Source organism: Paraburkholderia sp. CNPSo 3281 (genome assembly GCF_024206515.1).
GTDB lineage: Bacteria > Pseudomonadota > Gammaproteobacteria > Burkholderiales > Burkholderiaceae > Paraburkholderia > Paraburkholderia nodosa.
On the sequence record NZ_JAMBPS010000006.1, the window covers coordinates 68,816 to 90,249 of the forward strand.

The 21,434-nt window shown below is 64.2% G+C and carries 21 protein-coding genes; 10 read left to right on the forward strand and 11 right to left on the reverse strand.

The window, feature by feature from the left end; genetic code table 11:
* The first annotated feature begins 3 nt into the window (after positions 1 to 3).
* From M3I56_RS09205 to M3I56_RS09220, 4 genes are all read left to right on the forward strand, one after another.
* Entirely contained in the window at positions 4 to 903 is a 900-nt protein-coding gene (locus tag M3I56_RS09205) for a metal-dependent hydrolase (RefSeq protein WP_254353536.1), read from the forward strand.
* 8 nt (positions 904 to 911) lie between these two features.
* Positions 912 to 1,604 carry an alpha/beta fold hydrolase gene (locus tag M3I56_RS09210; protein ID WP_254353537.1) on the forward strand — a complete coding sequence of 231 codons (693 nt, stop codon included), beginning with the start codon at positions 912 to 914 and terminating at the stop codon, positions 1,602 to 1,604.
* Entirely contained in the window at positions 1,601 to 2,647 is a 1,047-nt protein-coding gene (locus tag M3I56_RS09215) for an alpha/beta fold hydrolase (protein WP_254353538.1), read from the forward strand. The genes M3I56_RS09210 and M3I56_RS09215 overlap by 4 nt, the downstream gene beginning before the upstream one ends.
* Positions 2,648 to 2,757: 110 nt before the next feature.
* Positions 2,758 to 3,651, forward strand: coding sequence for a DUF1571 domain-containing protein (locus tag M3I56_RS09220; protein ID WP_254353539.1), 894 nt, complete (start codon positions 2,758 to 2,760; stop codon positions 3,649 to 3,651).
* A 128-nt stretch (positions 3,652 to 3,779) separates the two neighbouring features.
* Here M3I56_RS09220 and M3I56_RS09225 read toward each other — a convergent pair whose 3' ends face one another.
* The 6 genes from M3I56_RS09225 to M3I56_RS09250 form a co-directional block, all read right to left on the reverse strand.
* A complete protein-coding gene (locus tag M3I56_RS09225; protein WP_254353540.1) occupies positions 3,780 to 4,433 on the reverse strand; it encodes a thioredoxin fold domain-containing protein in 654 nt (217 codons plus the stop codon).
* 115 nt (positions 4,434 to 4,548) lie between these two features.
* The gene (locus M3I56_RS09230; RefSeq protein WP_254353541.1) at positions 4,549 to 5,121 is read right to left on the reverse strand and encodes a hypothetical protein; all 573 of its coding nucleotides are present in this window, start codon (positions 5,119 to 5,121) and stop codon (positions 4,549 to 4,551) included.
* A 187-nt stretch (positions 5,122 to 5,308) separates the two neighbouring features.
* Positions 5,309 to 5,788, reverse strand: a complete 480-nt coding sequence (locus M3I56_RS09235) for a nuclear transport factor 2 family protein (protein WP_254353542.1) — start codon at positions 5,786 to 5,788, stop codon at positions 5,309 to 5,311.
* The gene (locus tag M3I56_RS09240) at positions 5,781 to 6,503 is read right to left on the reverse strand and encodes a TetR/AcrR family transcriptional regulator (protein ID WP_254353543.1); all 723 of its coding nucleotides are present in this window, start codon (positions 6,501 to 6,503) and stop codon (positions 5,781 to 5,783) included. Before M3I56_RS09240 ends, M3I56_RS09235 begins: the two co-directional genes overlap by 8 nt.
* A 98-nt stretch (positions 6,504 to 6,601) precedes the next feature.
* The gene (locus M3I56_RS09245) at positions 6,602 to 7,576 is read right to left on the reverse strand and encodes a DMT family transporter (protein ID WP_254353544.1); all 975 of its coding nucleotides are present in this window, start codon (positions 7,574 to 7,576) and stop codon (positions 6,602 to 6,604) included.
* 90 nt (positions 7,577 to 7,666) lie between these two features.
* A complete protein-coding gene (locus tag M3I56_RS09250; protein WP_254353545.1) occupies positions 7,667 to 8,491 on the reverse strand; it encodes an AraC family transcriptional regulator in 825 nt (274 codons plus the stop codon).
* A gap of 200 nt (positions 8,492 to 8,691) precedes the next feature.
* On the opposite strand from M3I56_RS09250, the gene M3I56_RS09255 reads away from it, so the two are divergent.
* Positions 8,692 to 9,369 (forward strand): YceI family protein, encoded by a 678-nt coding sequence (locus M3I56_RS09255; RefSeq protein WP_254353546.1) that lies wholly within the window; start codon positions 8,692 to 8,694, stop codon positions 9,367 to 9,369.
* Positions 9,370 to 9,393: 24 nt separating this feature from the next.
* Here M3I56_RS09255 and tdh read toward each other — a convergent pair whose 3' ends face one another.
* Both tdh and M3I56_RS09265 read right to left on the reverse strand, forming a co-directional pair.
* Positions 9,394 to 10,425 carry an L-threonine 3-dehydrogenase gene (tdh, locus tag M3I56_RS09260; RefSeq protein WP_254353547.1) on the reverse strand — a complete coding sequence of 344 codons (1,032 nt, stop codon included), beginning with the start codon at positions 10,423 to 10,425 and terminating at the stop codon, positions 9,394 to 9,396.
* Between the two features lie 17 nt (positions 10,426 to 10,442).
* Positions 10,443 to 11,642, reverse strand: a complete 1,200-nt coding sequence (locus tag M3I56_RS09265) for a glycine C-acetyltransferase (protein ID WP_254353548.1) — start codon at positions 11,640 to 11,642, stop codon at positions 10,443 to 10,445.
* Between the two features lie 163 nt (positions 11,643 to 11,805).
* Here M3I56_RS09265 and M3I56_RS09270 point away from each other — a divergent pair, with 163 nt between their 5' ends.
* The 3 genes from M3I56_RS09270 (at position 11,806) to M3I56_RS09280 (ending at position 14,063) form a co-directional block, all read left to right on the forward strand.
* Positions 11,806 to 12,468: a helix-turn-helix domain-containing protein gene (locus M3I56_RS09270; protein WP_254353549.1), complete on the forward strand. Its 663-nt coding sequence runs from the start codon at positions 11,806 to 11,808 to the stop codon at positions 12,466 to 12,468.
* Between the two features lie 98 nt (positions 12,469 to 12,566).
* Entirely contained in the window at positions 12,567 to 12,974 is a 408-nt protein-coding gene (locus M3I56_RS09275) for a DUF2471 family protein (RefSeq protein WP_254353550.1), read from the forward strand.
* 96 nt (positions 12,975 to 13,070) lie between these two features.
* Positions 13,071 to 14,063, forward strand: coding sequence for a tyrosine-type recombinase/integrase (locus tag M3I56_RS09280; RefSeq protein ID WP_254353551.1), 993 nt, complete (start codon positions 13,071 to 13,073; stop codon positions 14,061 to 14,063).
* A gap of 65 nt (positions 14,064 to 14,128) precedes the next feature.
* On the opposite strand, the gene M3I56_RS09285 is transcribed toward M3I56_RS09280, so the two are convergent.
* Positions 14,129 to 15,331: a DNA-binding protein gene (locus tag M3I56_RS09285; protein WP_254353552.1), complete on the reverse strand. Its 1,203-nt coding sequence runs from the start codon at positions 15,329 to 15,331 to the stop codon at positions 14,129 to 14,131.
* Between the two features lie 1,876 nt (positions 15,332 to 17,207).
* On the opposite strand from M3I56_RS09285, the gene M3I56_RS09290 reads away from it, so the two are divergent.
* Positions 17,208 to 18,566, forward strand: a complete 1,359-nt coding sequence (locus tag M3I56_RS09290) for a replication initiation protein (protein ID WP_254353553.1) — start codon at positions 17,208 to 17,210, stop codon at positions 18,564 to 18,566.
* Between the two features lie 138 nt (positions 18,567 to 18,704).
* Here M3I56_RS09290 and M3I56_RS09295 read toward each other — a convergent pair whose 3' ends face one another.
* Together M3I56_RS09295 and parA are read right to left on the reverse strand one after the other, a co-directional pair.
* A complete protein-coding gene (locus M3I56_RS09295) occupies positions 18,705 to 19,784 on the reverse strand; it encodes a ParB/RepB/Spo0J family partition protein (RefSeq protein WP_254353554.1) in 1,080 nt (359 codons plus the stop codon).
* Positions 19,785 to 19,808: 24 nt separating this feature from the next.
* Complete coding sequence (gene parA, locus M3I56_RS09300) at positions 19,809 to 20,471, reverse strand: ParA family partition ATPase (protein WP_042271984.1); 663 nt, start codon at positions 20,469 to 20,471, stop codon at positions 19,809 to 19,811.
* A gap of 489 nt (positions 20,472 to 20,960) precedes the next feature.
* Between parA and arsC the strand changes: the two genes are divergently transcribed.
* A complete protein-coding gene (gene arsC / locus M3I56_RS09305) occupies positions 20,961 to 21,314 on the forward strand; it encodes an arsenate reductase (glutaredoxin) (protein ID WP_254353555.1) in 354 nt (117 codons plus the stop codon).
* The last annotated feature ends 120 nt before the right edge of the window (positions 21,315 to 21,434 follow it).

Sequence of the window (21,434 nt, forward strand, 5' to 3'; positions counted from 1 at the left end):
AACATGATGCCGATACGGCGCGACATCCGCTTCGCATTGCCGCCCGAAAGGGCTTGTGACTGGCACGTCGAGGGCGTGCCGGTCACCCACTTCTTCAACGCGCTTTCGCTGCTTTTTCCCGCGGGCGAGCGCTTCTTCATGGATTCGGTGCGGCATTACCGCGACCGCATCGAAGACCCCGAACTCAAGAAGCAGGTCATGGGCTTCATCGGCCAGGAAGCGATGCACACGCGCGAACACGTCGAATACAACGACTTGCTCCAGGCGGCGGGCTTGCCCGCGCACCAGCTCGACAAGCGGCTGTGGGCCATCCTCAACTTCGCGCGCAAGGTGTTGCCGCCTTCGCTGCAACTCGCGCAAACCGTGGCGCTCGAACACTACACGGCCATGCTCGCCGACCTGCTGCTCGCCGATACGGGCACGCGCATCGAAGGCTCGGTGGCGGGCTACAAGCAGATGTGGCTCTGGCACGCGCTGGAGGAAACCGAGCACAAGTCGGTCTCGTTCGATGTCTGGAATCTGGTGATCGAGCCGGGCGTCAAGCGCTATCTCATGCGAACCGGTACGATGCTCGCCACCACGGTTCTCTTCTGGCTCATCGTGTTCGACTATCACCTCGCGCTCTTGCGCGCGCACCGCCGCCGCCAGGGCAAGGTGCGCGGCATGGGGAAGCTCGTGAAGTTTCTCTACGGGCCGCGTCACGGCGTGTTCCCCGGCATCGCGCTCGAATGGCTGCGCTTTTTCAAGCCCGGCTTTCATCCGTGGGATCACGACAACCGGCGGCATCTCGCGCGCCTCGACGGCCTCGTTGCGCAGATCGACGAGACCAACGCGCAGTACGCCTCGCGCGCCGCCCCGCGCCGCGTGCCGCTGCATCCGGCGGCAACGCCGCGCGCAGTGTGAGGCAGGTCATGCGCGGCGCGCCCGAACCCGTGTTCGTCCGGTCCGACGACGTCCGCCTCGCGGTCTACGTCAGTGGGCCCAACGATGCGCCGCCCGTCATGCTCGTGCACGGCTACCCCGACTCGGCGCGCATCTGGAACGCGTTGCGCAGCAAACTGGAGACGCGCTTTCGCGTGATCGCCTACGACGTGCGCGGCATGGAGGCATCCGTTGCCCCGCGTGCCCGCTCTGGCTACGCACTCGCGCAACTCGCGCGCGATCTGCTAGCGGTCGCCAATGCCACCTGCGGCACGCGTGCGTTTCATCTGCTGGCGCACGACTGGGGGTCGATCCAGTGCTGGGAAGCCGTGACCGATCCGGCGAACGCCTCGCGGATCGTTTCGTACACCTCGATTTCCGGTCCTTGTCTCGACCATGTTTTTCTCAAGCCGCGCGTTCCCGCGCAGTTGCTGAAGTCGTGGCACACAGGTATTCCGGTGCAGATCATCGTGCCGCGTTTCGACCGCTACGTGACCCCGGCCATGTCCGAAGGCGTCGAGCGCTGGCTCGGAGCACACCAGCGCGAAATCATCGCCGCGCCGCATTGGGCCGTGGTGAGCGAGGCACGGCAGATCGCGGCGCGCTTCGCGCGTTTTGCCACGTGCGCTTCGCCATGCGTACAAGGCTTCGACCCCAACCTGCACACAGAGGACCGCCAGTGAACCTACTTGCCCTGCCTGCCGCGGTCGTTGCCGCTGGGGCTGCACTCGCCGCGCTCGCCGCATTCACGCGACGCGCCACGCGCCGCATCGAAGCCGCCGTGCCGATGGACGGCCAACTGATCGACATCGGCGGCGACCGGATTCATTACGTCGAGTTCGGCAACGGGCCGCCCATTGTGTTCATTCACGGGCTGAGCGGGCAAATGCGCAACTTCGCATGGCTACCCATGCAGGCGCTCGCGCGCGAACATCGCGTGATACTCATCGACCGCCCAGGTTCCGGCTACTCCACACGCGGGCCGCACGCGTCGGCGAATATCCGCGCGCAGGCGCGCACGGTCGCGCGCTTCATCGGAGCACTGGGCCTCGAATCGCCGGCGCTCGTCGGGCACTCGCTCGGTGGCGCGATCGCGCTGGCCATCGCACTCGATCACCCGCACGCCGTTTCGCGGCTCGCGCTGATCGCGCCGCTCACGCACGTACAGACCGAGGTGCCGAAAGCCTTTCGCGCGCTCGTGCTGCGCTCGAACGCCGTGCGTCGCTTCGTGGCGCGCACGTTCGCGACGCCCATTGGACTCGCGACCAGTTCCGCCGTTCTCAAGCAGGTATTCGCGCCCGAGGCCGTGCCAAGCGATTTCCGCACGCGTGGCGGCGGACTGTTGAGCTTGCGGCCCAGCGGCTTCTACAACGCCTCCGCCGATCTCATCGCGATTGAAGACGCCGACGATCTCGCGCAGATGGAACGACGCTACGCAGAATTGAGCGTTCCCGTAGATATTCTGTTCGGACGCGACGACGTCGTGCTCAACTGGACCCGACATGGCGATGCGCTCAGCCGCCTCACAAGCCAGGTGACGCTCAAGGTGGTGAGCGGCGGCCACATGCTGCCCGTCACCGCGCCGTCCACGACCTACGACTGGCTGCTCTGCGCACTCACGGGCACGGTGCACGCGGGCCTCGCGCGCGCGATCGAGGCGGATCAGCCGGGCACGGACATCGGAATGCCTGCACCGGGCGTGCTGGGCAATCCGTCCGCGACTTAGCCGGCGTTGCCACGCGGCGTGCGCTGCGTGAGGCGAAATCGCGAAGCTGAAAATGCGTCGGTCCGCGTGGGAACGTGTGGGCGGCAAGCATTCATCAAGGGAGACAGGAGATGAAAGTTCATCAGGCACGCACGCTCCTCGCGTGCGCCGCACTCGTGCTCGCCAGCGCCACGGCGCTCGCCCAAGGAGACGGCGCAGAAACAGGCAACGCATCCCAAGGCGCAACGCCCGCCGCCGAAGTCGCGAAACTGAGCGTCGATCAACAGGTGCGCTGGCTGCAGCGCGCGCAGAAGAACGACGCGCTCACGAAGCTGGACGACGCGCAGCTCACCGCGCTCTTCGAAGCGTTCGACCCGCTCGTCGTGCCCACGCTCATCAAGCTCGGCCCGGCGGGCTATCCCTCATACGAATTCGTGCTGTCGCGCTGGGAGCGCCTGAACGGCAAGTGGCCCGCGAAGCCCGCGCACATGGTCGTGAAGCTGGAGCACGAGCCGCTGCGCATCTACGCGAAATGGCTGCCTGACGGCGATCATTCGGGCGAGGAGGTGATCTACGACGCCTCGAAGCGCCGCGACGAAATGTACGGCCACCTCGGCGGCCTGCTCGGCGTGATGCCGATGTGGACCGCGCTCGACGGCACGCTCGCACGCTCGCAGTCGAATCACAAGATTACCGATCTCGGCACCGAATTCATCGTGAGCCAGTTCATGACCGACGCGAAGAAGTACGTGGAAGTGGGCGCGTCCTACAAGCCGCAAGTCGAGGTGAAAACGATAGACGGCGTGCGCGTGGTGGCGCTCACCTACGTTTCGCCGAGCGGCAAGCCGCAGTTCTACGCGAAGAAGCAGACGCTCGGGCTGGATCTGCGGCATCCGTATTTCCGCACCGTCGAAGCCTATGGGGACGACGGGCAGATGTTCGAGAAAATCGTCATCGACAGCATCACGCCGAAGTCATTCAACGACGAAGCATTCGATCCGAAGAATCCCGATTACAAGTTCTGAAACTTGGGCCGTGAACGCAAAGGTGAGGCTTTTCGGGAGGAGCGCTCGACATTCGACTCCTGGAACTCCTCACCTATCGTTGTATCGGTGAACTCACGATGCGGTGAATGACTCACCGCCGTGCGCGCTCAACGATACTTCTGCAACTCGGCATCGGTGATCGGTTGCGCCGGCAGATTCAGCATGCCCGGCAGATCGCCGAGCTTCGGCAAGCCGCCGACATTGGCCCAGCGTCCGCCCGAGCCCTGATAAATAAGCGTAGGCGTACCGTCGAAACCGAGGTCCTGAAAGAGCTTGATGTTGTCGTCGAGCTTGTTCTTGTCGGCCGCGGGAATGTGCGCGAGCGGGGCGATGCCGCCCGACTCGTCCTTCTCCGAGTAGTGAGTTTCCAGCTCTTTGAGCAGCGCGGCGCCGTCTTTCGCCTCCAGCAGCGCGGCCGCCTTGCCCGCCGAATCGGGTTTCAGAAAGCCCATAGGAATCCAATGCACCTGCAGGCCGATCGCTTCATACGGTTGCAGCGCTTTCCACACCAGGTGACAGTAAATACAGTTTGGGTCCATAAAGACATAAAGCGTCGACCTCACATTCGACCCATTCGCGCCTTCGACGATCGCACTCGCATTCTGCAGGCTTGCAGCCGCCGTTGCGGGCAACCAGGTGGGCTCAGGCGCCGCGGCGGCCATGGCGCCGGCGCTCATGGCTAGTGCGCCTGCGGCGATCAGCATACGTGTGAACTTCTTCATTCTTTTCCTCTGACTTGGATAGCGCGTCACGTCGCGCACCTGTGAAGCGAAGGCTCGTATCTTAGGGTCAGGCCGTGGCACGTCACTGACGCCAATATGACAAAGGCGTCAGGTGAACTGCAAAGGTGAGAGTTTGCGGGAGGACGTTGGACCACTAGAACTTGAACCGCAACTGAAACCCGATGGTAAACGGCAGATCGTCAGACGGTATCGGCGGAATGACGATGAAGTTCACGCCCACGCGCTTGTACGCGACCATCACGATAGGCGCGACCACGGGCCCGATCGTATGGTTGTGGCCGAGGCCCCAGTTGCCATAGTTGTAGCCGGAGATGATGCCGCCCATCGCCGCGAGCCGCACGAAGCCCCAGTGCAGAAACTCGGGCGCCCACACTGCGCCGCCATAGTAAGAGGGCCGGCGCAACGAGTTGCGAAAGCCGCCTGCCGTGAGCGCCCACGTATCGCCGGGCCAGCATTCGATGCCGAGGCCCGGGTTGAATTGTTCGAAGTCCTTGTCGGGATGGATATGGTACGAGCCCACCATCGCATCGACCCACAGGCCCGAACTACACCAGTTCGCCGCGTGCGCCGACTGCGCCGTGCCGAACAGCAGCAGCGGCAGGAGCAGCAGGGCAGCAGCCGCGCCGCGTTTCGTTCTCTTCGCCTGCGTCGTCGCCGTCGTTGTCGTTATGGTTGCTGCGCCACCTTGCTTCTGCCAAAACCGCATGGGCTCTCCGTCCTTTCTTGCGCCGATCCACTTGCGGATCGTCCGTTTTCTGATTGCTGGTTCGCGGTGAATGACGAACTGTACCGCAACCCGATGCGTGCGCAATGGAGTCCAGGCCCGGATCGGGCAACGCGCTCGCTGCCGGCATGGTGCCAGCGTAGCGAGTCGTCCCGATGAAAGCGAAGCGTCAGAGGCCGAGGTCGGAGAGGCCCGGATGATCGTCGGGACGGCGCCCGAGCGGCCAGTGGTAGAGACGATCCGCCTCGCGGATCGGCAAGTCGTTGATCGATGCGTGACGATGCGCCATCAGGCCGTTCGCGTCGAATTCCCAGTTTTCGTTGCCATAAGAGCGGAACCAGTTGCCCGAATCGTCGTGCCACTCATAGGCGAAACGCACCGCGATGCGATTGTCCGTGTACGCCCACAACTCCTTGATCAGGCGATAGTCGAGTTCACGCGCCCACTTGCGCGTGAGCAACTGGACGATGGCCTCTCGGCCCGTCACGAACTCGGCGCGATTGCGCCACACGCTTTGCGGCGTGTACGCAAGCGAAACGCGCTGCGGGTCGCGCGTATTCCAGCCGTCTTCCGCGGCGCGCACCTTCTGCATGGCGCTCTCGCGCGTGAACGGCGGCAGCGGCGGACGCACTTCGGGCGAATCACTCATGGTCTTGCTCCTTGCGTGGGTCGGCGCGCCGGGACGGTGCGCGCAATGGGGATCGGGTTTGGGATGGGCTGCGGGAACCGGAACCGCTTTTCGGTGCGAAGGCGTCGAGCAACGACCGGCCTGCCGCGCGTGCGTCGAGCGCCGCATCGGCGTCGCCGCTTACTAGCGCGACGCCGATCGCGCCGTCGATCAGGATCAGCCATTGACGCGCGAGGCGGGCGGCGACCCGGCGATCGACGCGGATGCTCGCGGCCCACGCATCGCTCTGTTCGCGCACGAAGTCGAGCAGGCGCTCCTTGTGTTCGCGCGCGACCACACGCACGGGGTCGTCGGGCGACGCGATTTCGCCGGCGGCGTTGAGAAACGCGCAACCGTGAAAGCCTTCGGACGTGAACCACTCGCGCAATACGTCGAACATGCCGACAAGGCGTGCCTGCGGCGTGCGTCCGCGCGCGAGCGTGCCGGCGACGAACCAGCGCATCCAGCGCTCGTCGCGCCGCGCAAGCGCAGCCGCGACCAACGCGTCTTTCGATTCGAAATACGTGTAGAAGCTCTTGCGCGCCGCACCCGCCGCGCGAACGATCGCATCGACGCCCGTTGCGTGAATGCCGCCCGCGTAGATCAGCGCCTCGGCGGCTTCGAGCAGGCGCTCGCGCGCGTCGGCCTGCGGCGCGTCTGCGTTCGCTTCGGGGTTCGTTACAGCGAGCGGGCTCATGACTAGTCTCGTTCAGCGCGATTGCGGCGGGATGGCGAAGATCGGCGGGAGAATGATCGTTCTCCCAGCCCGCAATGTAGAACGATCATTCTCCCAAGTCAAGATACTTTGCTCTCTCGCGCGCCGCGCTGCGCGCTAATGCGATCCCAAAGCGAGCGTCCTGAAACCGCGAACACGGCGGCCACGACCAGGGTGAGGCCCAGGACGCGCGTGAGCGTAAGCGGCTCGCCGAGCACCACCGTGGCCAGCCCCACGCTCGATACCGGCGCCATCGCGGTAAACACCGCGGCCTCGCCGCCTGGCACGCGCGCCGCACCCGCGTACCAGAGCCAGAATCCGCCCACGGTCGGCACGAGCGCGTAATACGCCACGCCAAGCACGGCGTTCAACGGCACGGCGTGGGCGGCGCCCAGCCAGCCGGGTAGCGCGCATAAGCCCGATACGACGAAGCCGATTCCCGTCATCGCGCTTGCCTGCGCAAGGGGCGGCCACGGCCGCGACAGCCGTTTGTTCAGCAGCACGAACAGGCTTTCGCACACGACGGCGCCGAATATCATCGCGTCGCCCGTGAGCGAACGCGCGCCATCGCGATGCTGCCCGGGTGCGAGCGTGACCAGCGCCACGCCGAGGCTCGCGATCGTCACCGAAACAAGCGTGCTCGCACGCAGCCGCTCGCCCAGCACCAGCGCCGCCGTCACCGCGCAAACGGCCGGCAGGGTGCCGAGGATGATGCCGGCGTCGCTCGCCGAGGTGCGCTGCGTGCCCGCGATCAGCAAGACCGTATAGCCGACGCTGCCGATGGCCGCCTGTGCGACGAGCAATAGCGCGTCGCGCAGGCCGGGACGCGGAAACGCCGTACCGTTGAGACGCATGAGCAGCAGAAAAACCGGCAACGCCATCCCGAAGCGCAGCGCGGTGGCAGGCAGCGGATCGAGCCCGGCGCCGATGGCCTTGCTCGCAATGACCGTGCTGCCGACGGTGAGCATGGCCGCCGTCAATTGCGCCTGCGCGACGGATCGGGGGGAGAGGGTCAAGCGCCGCGCGTTTTCGCGCGACGGCAATCGTATCGACATGGAGCGCTCCTCGTGGTGATACGCCTGTATAGGCTCACCACGACGCGCCGTCTTGGATCGTTGTGCGTCAGCGCCTGGCGCGCGTGCGACTCATACCGCGCGCGCGAGCCGGTAACGCCCCGGCGATACGCCGAACTGCCGCGCGAACGCGCGGTTCAGGTGGCTCTGGTCGCAGAAACCGGCGGCCAGCGCGGTCTGCGCCGGGGCATGGCCCGCCTTGAGCAGGCGCCGCGCGAGCGCCACGCGGCGATGCAGGATGTAGCCGTGCGGCGCGACGCCGAACGCACGCAGGAAACCGCGATGGAGCTGGAAGCGGCTCAGCCCCGCCGCCTGCGCCAGCTCGGCGAGCGAGAACGGCTGGGCCGGGTCGGTGTCGATCATCTCGCGCACGCGCGCAAGCGACGCCGGTGAAGACTGCGCGAGCGCGCGTCGGTGGCCGAGTGCCTCGACGAGCCGCGTCATCACCTCGAGCGCGGCGGCGTCGAAGGCCATGTGCGAGAGGTCGCTGTTTTGGTTGGTTACGTGTGTGAAAGCCGCATCGAACAGCGCGCGCAAACGCGGTTCGCTGATCACCGGCGCGTGCAGCGCAAAAGCCGCGTCGTCACCTTGCGTGACGTCGGCTTGCAGCGCGTCGACCCAGCGCGGCTCGAAATACAGCATGCGCCACGCGCGCCCGGCGGTGTCGAGCGGACGGCCGTCGTGCACCTCGCCCGGATTGACGAGGATGAGGTCGCCCGGCACGGCCTCAACCTGGCCCGCATCGCTGAGCGAGACATGGCCACCGCGATCGATCACGCCAATGCCGTACTGGTCGTGCGTGTGACGCCCGAACGCGCGCGCCGTGGCGGCCGTCATCGCGTCTACGTCGCGCACGAGCGTGGCGTGAAAACGCACGGCGTGGTTCGTGGCTGGCATGGGCGGCTCTCCGCTCGTTCGGGCTCCAATGGGCGTATGAGACCCGAGTTTCGTGCCGCGCGCAATGTGCGCGTGACCCGGTTGGGCAACGACGCGGGTCGCTGCGATCCAGCCCCGTCGCGTTATGCTTCGCGAACCGGATGGAAGAAACACACGTCGCCAAACGTCATTACGGTGTCGACGAGTCAAAGGGAGATGAGATGAAAGACCGGCCGCTGGTATCGCTTGCGCCTCTCGTTTGCGGCTCGCGCCGCGCCTTGTGCGTGGCGCTGTGCGCAGCGAGTCTCGCCGCGTGCACGCCGCTGCGCGTGGTCACGCACAGCGTGAGCCGCACGGAAGCCGACGTGCGGGCGGGACACTACGTGATGGACGCGCATCACTGGAGCATCGTGTTCGACGTCGATCACTTCCACTACACGCGCTTCGTCATGCGCTTCGACCGCGCACAGGCGACGCTCGACTGGCAGGCAGGCGGCCTCGAAGCGGCCACCGTCGACGCGACCATCGACGCCACGAGCCTCGACACCAACGTCGGCGCACTCGACGCCATGGTGAAGGGACCGCAGATGCTCGATGTGCAGCGCTATGCCCAGATCGGCTTCACGAGCACGCACTTCGAACGCACGGGCGAAGGGCGGGGCAGGCTCACGGGCAATCTCACGATCCGCGGCGTGACGCAACCGGTCATGCTCGACGTGACCTTGAACGGCTACGCGCCGAATCCGCTCACGAAGCAGCCCACGCTCGGCTTCACCGCATCGGGCCATTTCAAGCGCTCGGCGTTCGGGTTGACGAGCTGGTATCCCGCCGTGGGCGACGAGATCGACGTGCGCATCGAGGCCGAATTCGAGCAGCCGGCGCCGGGCGCAGCGCCGTAAAAGCCTCACCAAATCAATGCGCGTTCAGGCCGTGGTCCAGTCGAGAATCACCTTGCCGCTCTCGCCCGAAAGCATGGCCGCGAAGCCTTTCTCGTAGTCATCCACGTCGAAACGGTGCGTGATGATGGGCGAGAGATCGAGCCCGCTCTGCAGCATCGCGACCATCTTGTACCAGGTCTCGAACATCTCGCGGCCGTAAATGCCCTTGATTTCCAGCCCCTTGAAGATGACCTCGTTCCAGTCGATGGCGGTTTGCGCGGGCGGAATGCCGAGCAGCGCCACCTTGCCGCCGTGGTTCATCGACTCGAGCAGCGCCGTAAACGCGCTCGGCACACCCGACATTTCGAGGCCCACGTCGAAGCCTTCGGTCATGTGCAGTTCGTTCATCACGTCGCGCAGCGACTCGCGCGCAACGTTCACGGCGCGCGTCGCGCCCATCTTGCGCGCAAGCTCGAGCCGGTAGTCGTTGACATCCGTGATGACGACGTTGCGCGCCCCCACGTGCTTCGCGATCGCCACGGCCATGATGCCGATCGGCCCCGCGCCCGTAATCAGCACGTCCTCGCCCACGAGGTTGAACGAAAGCGCCGTGTGCGTGGCATTGCCGAACGGATCGAAAATCGCGGCGAGATCGTCGGAGATCTCGGGCGGAATCTTGAACGCGTTGAAGGCCGGAATCACAAGGTATTCGGCGAACGCACCTTCGCGGTTCACGCCCACGCCCGTGGTGTTGCGGCACAGGTGGCGCCGCCCCGCGCGGCAGTTGCGGCAAAAGCCGCAGGTGATATGCCCTTCGCCCGACACGCGGTCGCCAATCTGGAAGCCGCGCACCTCCTGGCCCATCTCGACGATCTCGCCCACGTATTCGTGGCCCACGTGCATCGGCACCGGAATGGTCTTCTGGGCCCAGTCGTCCCATTTCCAGATATGGATGTCCGTGCCGCAGATCGCTGTCTTGCGGATCTTGATCATCACGTCGTTATGGCCGACTTCGGGCTTCTTCACGCGCGTGAGCGTGAGTCCGGGCGCGCGTTCGAGTTTGGCGAGTGCTTTCATTTGATGCGCAATCCTTGTTAAATCACGCCGAGCTGCCGGCCTACGCGCGCAAACGCCTCGACGGCGCGCCCGATCTGCGCGGACGTGTGCGCGGCGCTCATCTGCGTGCGAATGCGCGCGCGGCCTTTGGGCACGACCGGATACGAAAAGCCGATGACGTAGACGCCCTCGTGCAGCAGCGCGTCGGCCATTTTCGAGGCGACCTGGGCGTCGCCGAGCATCACCGGAATGATCGGGTGCTCGCCGGGCACGAGCGTGAAGCCGAGCGCGCTCATTTCGCGGCGGAACTGCGCGCCGTTCTCGCGCACCCGGCGGCGCAGTTGCGCGCCTTCGTCGCTTGCAATCAGTTCGAGCACCGCAAGCGTGGCGGCCGCGATGCTCGGCGTCAGCGTGTTCGAGAAAAGATATGGGCGCGAGCGTTGGCGCAGCAAGTCGACGACTTCCTGCTTCGCCGCGATATAGCCCCCCGACGCGCCACCCAGCGCCTTGCCGAGTGTGCCGGTAATGATGTCCACGCGCTGCAGGACGCCGCAGTGCTCGGGCGTGCCGCGCCCATGCTCGCCGATGAAGCCCACCGCGTGCGAGTCGTCGACCATCACGAGCGCGTCGTAGCGGTCCGCGAGATCGCAGATGCCCTTGAGGTCGGCGATGATGCCGTCCATCGAGAACACGCCGTCGGTGGCGATGAGCTTGTAGCGTGCACCGGCTTCGTCGGCTTCTTTCAGCCTGGCTTCGAGATCCGCAAGATCGTTATTCCTGTAGCGGTAGCGGCGCGCCTTCGAAAGGCGCACGCCATCGATGATGCTCGCGTGATTGAGTTCGTCGCTGATGATGGCGTCTTCCTCGCCGAGCAGCGTTTCGAAGAGACCGCCGTTCGCGTCGAAACAACTGGAATAGAGAATGCAGTCTTCAGTTTGCAAAAACGTGGCGAGCGCGCTTTCGAGCTGCTTGTGCACGGTTTGCGTGCCGCAGATGAAACGCACCGACGCCATGCCGAAGCCATCGCGCTCAAGGCCGTCTTTCGCGGCGGCGATGAGCCGCGCGTCATTGGCTAGGCCGAGGTAGTTGTTCGCGCAGAAGTTGAGCACGTCGCTGCCGTCTGCGAGCCGGATGTCGGCCGACTGCGGCGTGGCGATCACGCGCTCGTTCTTGTAGAAGCCATCGGCGCGGATCTGGTCGAGCGTCGCGCGCAAGTGGTCGAGATACGGGGTACGCATGAATCGTGCTCCTCACAACGCTGCGGCCTGCCGCAGTCTTGCTGCGACATGCCTGCGGTTTGCCTGCGGTTTGCTATAGTCGCCGTCAGCCGTTGGCGAAAATTTCCTTTATTTCGAACTCAAGTTCGATATGTCGAACGCACTCTAATCGATGAGGCCGTGAATGGCAAGCACCCGCAAACCGCGCACCGCCCCGGCGGGCACCGTTGCCGACGCCCCGGCGTCGGCCGCATCCGCTGCAACCAACGTACCGGCTGCATCCGCCGTACCTGCCACCACGCCGCCGCGCGTGGGCGAGCAGATCCAGCGGCTGCGCACCGAGCGCAAGATGACGCTCGACGACCTCTCGCGCGCCGCGGGCGTCTCAAAATCCATGCTATCGGAAATCGAGCGCGACAAGGCGAACCCGACCATTGCCGTGGCCTGGCGGCTCACGAACGCGCTGGGCGTCAAACTCGATTCGCTGTTCGCCGCCCCGAAGGCGCCCGAAGCGATCGCCGTGGCCGGGCCGCACGACATCCCGACGCTGCACGGCCACGACGCGGGTTACCAGTTGCGCGTGTGGGGGCCCATCGAGCTGGCCGGCCACTTCGAATGGTATGAGTTGACGCTCAAGCCAGGCGGGGCGCTGGTGTCGGCCGCGCACGAACCGGGCACGCGCGAGCATCTCACGGTGCTGCAGGGAAGCATCGAGGTCGAGGCGGCCGGCGCGACGCAGCGCCTGAGGGCCGCGGACACGGCGCGCTATATCGCCGATCAGCCGCACGCGATCCGCAACGCCGGCAAGGGCGAGGCACGCGCGCTGCTGGTGGTGATCCATGGCTGACGGACCGCCTCACCGCTCGCCCTGACCGAACGGACGAGGCTGCGCAATCGGACTGACTACTGTATATTTATACAGTGAAAGTCCGACTGGAGCCGTCGATGTCCCTCCCCACCGAACTGCCGCGCGAGCCCGCTCTGGCGGCCTTGCGCTTTCAGGCCGCTGCGCGCGACCTCGAGCACATCGTCCGCAACATCGCGCAGCGTTATATCGCGCGGCAGGTGCCGCTCACCTGGCGCCTGTTGCATGCCATCGAGGCCGAAGCCCTGGCGGATCTCGGCTTCGCCAGCCGCCACGACGCCCTCATGCTTGGCCTCTTTCAGCGGCCGGGCGACCTCGCCTGGCCGGAAACCGACGAGACCGTCGACTTCGGACACTCCAATGCGCTGCCGGCCGTCTTCGCGTTCGCGGTCTCGGCCTACGAACGCGCCGCCCAAGGCGCGGAAGAATCGCGCCGGCAGGCAAGACGCACCGACGCTGTACGGCGTGCAAGGGCTTGGGGTGGTTGATCGCAGGCCGGCGCGGCATCGCGCGGAACAATAGCCGCAGCCAGGATCCCGCTATCGCTATAATGGCCTTGTTACGCAACTAACGGAATGATAGAGATGGCGTCCTCCACTTCCTCACGCGACCTCTTCGACCAGCAACGCCAGGACTGGCAACGCGACCCCGTCGCCGCGTTCGACGCCTGGCTCGCCTCGCAGGACTTGCGCCGTTCCTCCGCCGAGGTCTATCGCGTGCAATGGGGACGCTTTCTCGAATGGCTCGCGCTCAGGCGCAAGACGATCATGACCGTGGATACCGGCACGATCGCCGAATTCGTCGCAAGCCTCGACGTGAAGAAGCCGCAACGGCTTCGCTACCTGCGGCTCATCGAGCGCGTGCTCGATCACGTGCGCGAAATCGAACTCGCCTCGACGAATCCGGCGCGCTTCATCGCCCAGGACGGCGAGGCCGCATGGCGCAATGCGCGCGAAAACGAGCCGACCGGCTTCCTTTCGCCCGCCGAGCGCGCCGCGATCATCGGCCAGTTGTTCTCGCCGCTCGTCGAGCCATCGGCTGCGAAACGATGGCGCGAACGCCGCGACCGGGCGCTCGTCGCCATCTTTCTGGGCGGCGGATTGAAAACGGGAGACGCCATCGCGCTCACGCTCGATTGCGTGGCGATCGGCTCGGAGTGGGTCACGATCGAAGCCGCCAACCCGGCGTTTACGCGCGTCACGCGACTGACGCCATTTGCCGTCGACGTGCTCGGCGCCTGGCTCGAAGCGCGCCGCCTGGCCGGACTGCCAGGCCAGCTGGTGTTTCCGGGCTCACCCTCGGGGCGCCCCATGCACAAGGCCACGGTGCTGCGCGCCATCGACGCATTGATGGAAGCAGCCGGCGTGGCGGAAACGCGCGCCGAGCGCGCGAGTCCGCAGACCTTGCGCAACACGTTCGCGGCGGACCTGTTCGAGCGCGGCGTGGATACCGATCAGGTAGGGCAGTGGCTCGGTTTCCTGCAACCGATCTCCGCGGGGCGGCTCCATCGCGCATGGAAAACGTGGGCGGAACGCGAGGCGTCCCCGCACATATCTACGCAAGGTGACGAGGCGTGAAACGCCACGTCGGCCGGCGATTGGGCGTTTAAGAGGCGCGTGCGCGCCTCCCGTAAAAGCTCACGTCAAGCCTGTTCGTGCGAATGCTTGCCCGCCATGAAGCGCGCGTACGCCGCAAGCTTCGACGCCCCCGTTCCCGAGGTGTGCTCGCACTCCGGGCACGTGAATTCGAAACCATCGTCCACTTCGGACAATTCCGGTTCCCCTTCGTGGCAGTTAGGACAACGCGCCGGCAACGCGACGTAACCGTCGACCACGGTGCCGAGGCTCGCCAGTTCGGTTGCGCCCAGCCGGCCCGCGGCGGCGAGTGAACAAAGCAATGACGCGACCGAGGTGTCGAGTCCTTGCTGTGCGCGCAATGCCGTGACCTGCCGGGTGAGCCCTTCCACTTCGTCGGACCGTTCGCGCAGCACGGCGTCGAGCCGGTCGGCGCGGGCCTTCGCCGTCGCCAGCTGCTGGATGAAATCAAATTCCTTCTTGCTGGCATCGCGCTGGGCCGCCTGCCAGGTCGACGACATCGAGCGCAACGAATCCAGTTCGACCAGCATCGGCTTGACGCGCCGTTCGGCCTCGGCGAGCGCGTCCTTGATCTGCTGTGCGTAGTGCTCTGTGCTCTTGCGCATTTCCTCGTGCAAGCCGTCGATGCGATCGCGCAACCCCGCGTTGGTGGTCTGCTCCGCCTCGACTCGTTTGCGCAGGGCGTCGTTTTCCGTCTCCAGACGCTGTACCAGCACTTCGCGGTTGCCATGCGCCGCAACGCCCTGCGCGGACGCCGCGGCAAGCCGGCTTTCGAGTTCGCGCACCCGCTCATAGGCGGCTTCCACGCGCGCTTCGCTGCGTTGCAGCATCTCCTCGGAGGCTGAACGACGGGCCTCGGCGTCCCGGGTCGCCTGCTCGGCATCGAGGCGGCCGGCTTCGAATTCCCTGCGTTCAGCCTGCAGGGCTTCGCCCGCGAGCGCGAGCGCCTCCTCGAAAAGCGCGCCCAGCAGTTCGCCGGCGCGCTCTTCCAGCGCGGGCGGAATCGCCCCGGCGCCCACACGCACTTTGGAGGTCGCGCGAATGCGTTGCCAGAAAAGCTCGATGTCCTTGGGGATGTCGCTGGCGCTCCCGGTTTGGGTCAGCTCACGGACGGCAGCCATCGAGGGCTTGATCTCGAAATCGAAGAACAAGCGTTTGCAGGCGTGTAAGGACAGTTCTTGCCTGCGTGCTCCGTTTTTGCGCAAATCCTCGATTTCTTCGCGGATTGCCTGGCGGTCCTGGTCTCGCATATTCGTCTTCTCGGCAGGGGAGTGGACGAATAATAACAAATTACGTTCTATTTGCTACGTTTTTACGGATCGAGATTGCCAGTAGTCGCGAAATGGCCATCAAGAGGCCTTTTATCGCATCGCGGGGGGAGATCAGCGTGGATCTTCCGTGAAACAAATCGAACTTTGTTTCATAAGCCCTTGTAAACGCGCGAATTTCTCTGCTGATTCTACTGCGATCCGTTGTTTCACGCGAGCCGCCACTTGGACGTGGCGTGGCGTTTAGTTTGGGATGTGGATATCTTGGGTAGCTCGCGGGGGATTCTTGCTTGAGAGATATAAAAGTAAACACCCTTGATACCGGTTAAAAACGTTAACGCCACGGCAAATCCTTACCTGGCGGGGCTTTCCGGCCGAGCAGGTGAAGCTTTACGGGACCCTGGGTGAGCGCCTGCAGGACAGATGGGTGGCGGGCTTCGGGAACGCTGGTGAGTCGCTGCAGGAAAGGACGTGAGCGGGTTCGGGAGCGAGGGGATTCTTGACTTCCCGGCAAGGGTGAGGCGATACGGGAGGCCACGGCCGGGCAGATCACGCTCGGCCGGGCCCGGCTTCGATGTTACGGAAAATGCAACGGTGAGGGGATTCGGGAGCGACGATTGGCGCCATTTTTCAGCTAAATCGAGGGGCTGAAGCGCGTGGGGTGAGAAGAATCGGGAAAAAATGCGCATCGAAGGTGAAGTTTTTCGGGAGCCAACGCCCGAAATCGGGCGAAACGGGCGCTTTCGGGGCCCAGAGGTGAGCTTTTTCGGGAGCTTGCACGCGAGCCGTGCGGATCTGCCGACTGCTCGCAGGACGTTCCCGAGGACATTTCGCGACACAAGGTGAGAATTTTCGGGAGATTGCCGCAGTGCCGCGAAACCCGCAGCGGCCGCCCGCGCCTGGATGGCTAAGGTGAGGCTTTTCGGGAGCGTTTTCTGGCATATTTCCTGCCCAAGGTGAGCAAATTCGGGAGAAAGTTGGCGTTCACTACGCTGCAGGCAGCGAGATTACGGGCTCCCGGATGATATTTCTCCCGGTTGGAATCCGGCATGGGTGAGATTATTCGGGAGGGTTTTCTCGGCAAACTCGCAACTGGCCGAATCTCGCGTCTCGGTCTGAGGTGAGGGAATGCAGGACCTGATTTCGCCTGCCCCTGCCTGCGACGCATGTGGATAAGTCACGGAATCCATTGGTTTTTTCTTTTCGGCGCCACGAATGGTGAGGACTTCCGGGAGGTGTCGTGACGGTGCAGCAAAGCCGTACCGGGACGCCAAAGGTGAGGGTTTTCAGGAGCGATTGCGGCGTGGCAGCCGCAGCGACGGCCTTCGGGAGCGGATCGATGCGTCTGGCTCGCGCGACGACTGGTGAGAATTTCCGGGATGCGTGGGGCGCATATCGGCGCCCCGTCGATGATTTGGTGCTTCGATCGCTGGGTCGGGCAGCCTTGGCCGCCACTCTTGGGACCTTCCGATCGCTTTGTCCGGGCGGCGCGCCATGTTTTGCTGCAGTGCGATCGCATCATTGCGGATTGTTTAGCCGGCAACCGGCGGGTCGCCAGGATTTTGCGACCGCCCAGGGACTTTTTTCACCGGTGCGTGAAAATATTTAAGGTGAGCGAGTACGGGAGCCGATGGCAACCCTTGGCACACAGGCAGAAATACGGGATACGCCCGCATCGTGCATGACGCAAAGCGCCCCGCTGGATGGGCGTCTGGCCAAAGGTGAGGCGATACGGGAAGGTGCCCGCGGTGAGTGGCGTGCGCGAGATGCGCATCACCGGCAATGGTGAGGGAGGCCCTATAGACGCCTATCACCACAGACGGTATCCTTTCGCGAAATTCTCTCCTCGACCCGACGCATGGCCACGAAGCGCGTGAAAAAGACCGATGTGGTAAGCCCCAGCTCGGCGGAATTGCGCAAGGCCGTTGAGGCGATCGCGATCCAGCCGAAGAGCGGCAAGATCACCCTGCTGACCCGCAAGCTGTTCAACGTCCTGCTGGCCGTCGCCCAGCAGGCCGACGAGTCTGGCGATACCTACCGTGCGCTGCTGTCCGACATCGTCGCCAATTCGGCGTTCGATTCGAACGATACGGCGCTCGTGAAGGAGCACCTGCGCCGCATGGTGTCGGTGCAGGTCGAATGGAGCCAGGGCACGTCGAGCCAGAAGCCTGGCCGCAAATGGGGTATCTCCACGCTGATTGCGGACGCGGAAATTCTCGAGGATCCGCAGACCCGTCGCGTCTGGGTGGAGTTCTCGTTCGCGCCGAAGATCAAGAAGAAGCTGCTGGATCCGGTCCAGTACGCGCGCCTGAGCCTGCAATTCCAGAGTCAGCTGCGCAGCAGCGCAGGGCTGGCGCTCTACGAGATTTGCGTGCGCTATCTGACCAACCCTAGCCATCTGACGATGCGCGAGACCTGGGAATGGTGGCGCCCGATCCTTTCCGGTACCCCGGACACGGAAGCGGGCGACGAAGCCAAACGCGAATACAAGTATTTCAAGCGCGATTATCTGCGGCCCGCGATTGCCGAAGTCAACGCGGTGACGAACATCTTCGTCGAGTTGATCGAGCATCGCGAAGGGCGCCGGGTCGCCGAAATCCAGTTTCGCGTGACCGAGCGCAAACAACCAATGCTTGCGCTCGACGAGCATCCGAATGTGTTCGACAGCACGCTCGTCGACCGCATGGTCAAGATCGGGATTCCGCTCAAGGAAGCGCAGTCGCTCTACGCCGACAGCGAGGAAAACCGCATTCGCGCCGCGTTGCAACTGACCGAACAGCGCATGCGCAGTACGAGCCTGCCGCCGGTGCGCAGCGCTGCGGCGCTGTTCAAGGACGCGTTGAAGAAGGGCTATGCGCCGCCGGTCGAGACCGCGGCAGGCGCCACACCGGCCGTTGGCCGCAGCGCGGCGGCAGCGGTCACAGCCGACGATCCGAAGGCGCGGCTGCTCGATGAATACGCGGCTTATCGGCGCAAGGAAGCGCGCTCGCTCTACGAGGAGCAGGGCGACATGGAGCGCGAACTGGCGCGTCAGTCGTTTGAGACGGATGAACTACCGGGACTGGGCTCGCATTTGCGCGACGACTGGCGTCGTCGCGGGCTCGAATCGAAACTGGGCGATACGGCGTTTTTCGACTGGCTCGCGCGCAAGACCTGGGGCGAGCCGACCGACGGCGATCTGCTCGCGTTCACGTTGAGCCAGACGCGCGCTGCCTGAGCGTCAGGGGTGGCCGGCCCGTGCAATGCGGGGCGGTGGTGGCGAGGCCGTTTGGCCGATCGTGAGGCGTGAACCGATTTTGCTTCCATCGTCGACGGTCCGCCCAATGTATGGCAGCCGTCGACACATTTTCCCACCTTATTTCGTCTTCAGGATCTGCTCGATCTGCTGAAGAATTGCGTCGCGCCGATCTTTGGTGAGTCCCTTCAGGCGCAACTCGAGCCGGTCGTCGCCATATGACTTCAGGTCGCCGACGGCGACTCCATCCAGTTTGATCTCCAGCCGTTGCGCGTAGCGTTGCCGCCCAGCCGGTTTCGGGCTTTCCTGCGCACTCGCCCTGCCTTTGACGATATCCGCCACCTGACGCGTGCTGAGGTCGTCGGCCACGATGCGGTTGATGAGACGCAGCGTGGCGTCGGTGCCGCGCGCGCCGTGATAGCGCCCGACCTGATAGGCCATGTTCGAGCCAAAGCGGTCCGGGCGCGCCACCATTTCCTGCATGACCGGTTCCGGCAACTTGCCGATCGCTAGCGCAACCGCCACCGTCGATTCGTCGAGGCCGAGGTGATCGGCAAGTTCGCGTTGACTCTGGAAATGCTTTTCGTCGATGAATCGCTTCCACACCACCGCGTTATCGAAAACGGTTTGCGAGTCGCGCTGGACGTTCAGGTCGTAGCCGAGTTTGTAGCTCTGAATGCCGATCGGCAGATCGACGACGATTGCCTTGACGACTTCCTTGTTCGCTTCTTTCAGTGCCCGCACGCGGCGGCCGCCGTCGCTCACGTAGTAGCTGCCCGGCGCCGCGTAGTCGGGAATCACATGGATCGCCTGCTGCTGTCCTTGCTTCGCGAGATTGACAGCGAGTTCGGCGATCGAGGCCTTCAGATAAAAATGACGCGGATTGAAGGGGCTTGGCTTGATGTCCTTGAGTGGCAACTCGATGATCTGCCCCGGACGGTAGCCTTGGGCGATGCGCCAGGCGCGGTATTCGACCGACTCGTGTTCGAGGCCGGGGGCGTCGTCGAGAATCGGTTCGACGGCAGAATCAAGGCCGGTCACAAGCGCAGGCTGGCTCGAGCGCCCAGCAACATCGCGCGTTTTTGGCTTGTCCTGGACGAGTCCGTCGATGGCGTTGAGGCGGTCGAGCGCAGTGCGCTTCTCGCTGCTCGTCGTATCAGGGCGAGCCTGAAAGCCTTTGGCGAATTGGGAGGGTTTCATTCAGGGTCCTTTATGCGCATAAAGTCAGGGGAGCATCGCCGCGATCTCGTCGGCGCATGCGCGCACTTCCACTGCGGCGAGGCGAGCGCCGCGGTCGTTCATTTGCAGAACCGTCTGGCCCAAGGCCATCGCCTGCTTGTACGCTTCACGTGTGGGAATCTGCGTTCTGAGCAGAGGGAAACCAAGCTCTTCGAGGGCGCGCTTCAACTCGCGGGTGAGCATGCGCTTCTCTTCGGTCTTGTTCAGCAGGAATACCGCGCGCAGATCTTCGTTCATGACCTGGGCCTGCTGGATCAGCTTCACGAGACCGACACTCGACCAGTAGTCAGCCGGAGAGGACGAAGTCGGAATGACGGCGACGGTTGCGGCCAGCAATACCACGCCGGAGACCTTCTCCGTGATCGACGGCGGGCAGTCCACGACGATCACGTCATAGTCGTTGACGAACTTCTTGATCTCCCGGTGGATCTGGCCACCGGCTTCGGAGAGATTGACGACCGGGAACGGGATGCCGGTGTCACCGTCGGCTGACGCACTGGCCCAATGGACCAGCGTGTTTTGACCGTCGGCATCCACGACGAGAACACGCTTCCCCTTCTCGTGAAAGGCCGCGCCGAGATGCATCGCGATCGTGCTCTTGCCGACCCCGCCCTTTTGTTGCGTGACTGCGATTATCTCTGCTGCCAATTGGTATTCTCCTTTTTGCTATTAGCTTGGGATTTTACCTGGAATGTTTTTCAGTTCAATGATTTTTGGCGTAATTCGTGGCTGAATTAGCCATTCGGACAAGGTTTATGCGCATAAAGCTCGGGCGGGGTTTGGGGATACCACACAGCGATCGCGTCCGGGATGGGATTCCCGTCTCGGCGACGCCTTCGATGTGTGGTGTCGATCGGGGGCGTAACGGGCACACTGGAAGATGTCCATGCGCGCACCTCACCGCTTTATGCGCATAAAGTCGGCCTCACTCCATCGCAACGCCGTCTCGCACAAGCGCGACCGGAAGACATCACCGCGAATCCCGCACGCGATCCCATGGCAACAAGCTGTGCCAAGAGAGTCACGCCTCGTCGGCTGAAGCTCCCTACGCGCGCCACCGCGCCCCCGGTAAAATCGCAGTGATGCCCCGGTCTCACCGAGGCTCAGCCATTACTCCCATCTCGCACTTCCGACGTCATGATCACGATCTACCACAACCCCCGCTGCTCCAAGTCCCGCGCGGCTTGCGAGCTGGTCTCCACCGCGAAGGCGAACGAGCCAATCGAGGTGATTGAATACCTGAAGCAGCCGCTCACCGTCGACCAACTGAAGACGCTGCACGCGATGCTGGGCGGCCCGTTGCTCGACATGATTCGCACCAGCGAAACCGAGTACACGGAGCTCGGCCTCGATGCACCCGGCGTCACAGATGATCAGCTCTACGAAGCAATTGTGCGGCATCCGGTTCTACTGCAGCGACCCATCGTCGTACGCGATGGCCGCGCCGTGATCGGACGCCCGACCGAAAACGTCGCGGCGCTGTTCAGTTGACATCGCCGGGATGAAGGCATCGGGTTGCTCACGCGCCAAAAGCGAGCGAATCGCGAGCACGAGCGCCCGCGTGCATGGACGAGGCGCAATCCTCGCCATGCACGCATGGAAATTGCATCT

Bases quoted from the DNA above. Each gene is read 5' to 3' on its own strand.
- M3I56_RS09205 (WP_254353536.1), top strand. From the start codon at position 4: ATGATGCCGATACGGCGCGACATCCGCTTCGCATTGCCGCCCGAAAGG.
- M3I56_RS09210 (WP_254353537.1), top strand. From the start codon at position 912: ATGCGCGGCGCGCCCGAACCCGTGTTCGTCCGGTCCGACGACGTCCGC.
- M3I56_RS09220 (WP_254353539.1), top strand. From the start codon at position 2,758: ATGAAAGTTCATCAGGCACGCACGCTCCTCGCGTGCGCCGCACTCGTG.
- M3I56_RS09230 (WP_254353541.1), bottom strand. From the start codon at position 5,121: ATGCGGTTTTGGCAGAAGCAAGGTGGCGCAGCAACCATAACGACAACG.
- M3I56_RS09235 (WP_254353542.1), bottom strand. From the start codon at position 5,788: ATGAGTGATTCGCCCGAAGTGCGTCCGCCGCTGCCGCCGTTCACGCGC.
- M3I56_RS09240 (WP_254353543.1), bottom strand. From the start codon at position 6,503: ATGAGCCCGCTCGCTGTAACGAACCCCGAAGCGAACGCAGACGCGCCG.
- M3I56_RS09245 (WP_254353544.1), bottom strand. From the start codon at position 7,576: ATGTCGATACGATTGCCGTCGCGCGAAAACGCGCGGCGCTTGACCCTC.
- M3I56_RS09250 (WP_254353545.1), bottom strand. From the start codon at position 8,491: ATGCCAGCCACGAACCACGCCGTGCGTTTTCACGCCACGCTCGTGCGC.
- M3I56_RS09255 (WP_254353546.1), top strand. From the start codon at position 8,692: ATGAAAGACCGGCCGCTGGTATCGCTTGCGCCTCTCGTTTGCGGCTCG.
- tdh (WP_254353547.1), bottom strand. From the start codon at position 10,425: ATGAAAGCACTCGCCAAACTCGAACGCGCGCCCGGACTCACGCTCACG.
- M3I56_RS09265 (WP_254353548.1), bottom strand. From the start codon at position 11,642: ATGCGTACCCCGTATCTCGACCACTTGCGCGCGACGCTCGACCAGATC.
- M3I56_RS09270 (WP_254353549.1), top strand. From the start codon at position 11,806: ATGGCAAGCACCCGCAAACCGCGCACCGCCCCGGCGGGCACCGTTGCC.
- M3I56_RS09275 (WP_254353550.1), top strand. From the start codon at position 12,567: ATGTCCCTCCCCACCGAACTGCCGCGCGAGCCCGCTCTGGCGGCCTTG.
- M3I56_RS09280 (WP_254353551.1), top strand. From the start codon at position 13,071: ATGGCGTCCTCCACTTCCTCACGCGACCTCTTCGACCAGCAACGCCAG.
- M3I56_RS09285 (WP_254353552.1), bottom strand. From the start codon at position 15,331: ATGCGAGACCAGGACCGCCAGGCAATCCGCGAAGAAATCGAGGATTTG.
- M3I56_RS09290 (WP_254353553.1), top strand. From the start codon at position 17,208: ATGGCCACGAAGCGCGTGAAAAAGACCGATGTGGTAAGCCCCAGCTCG.
- M3I56_RS09295 (WP_254353554.1), bottom strand. From the start codon at position 19,784: ATGAAACCCTCCCAATTCGCCAAAGGCTTTCAGGCTCGCCCTGATACG.
- arsC (WP_254353555.1), top strand. From the start codon at position 20,961: ATGATCACGATCTACCACAACCCCCGCTGCTCCAAGTCCCGCGCGGCT.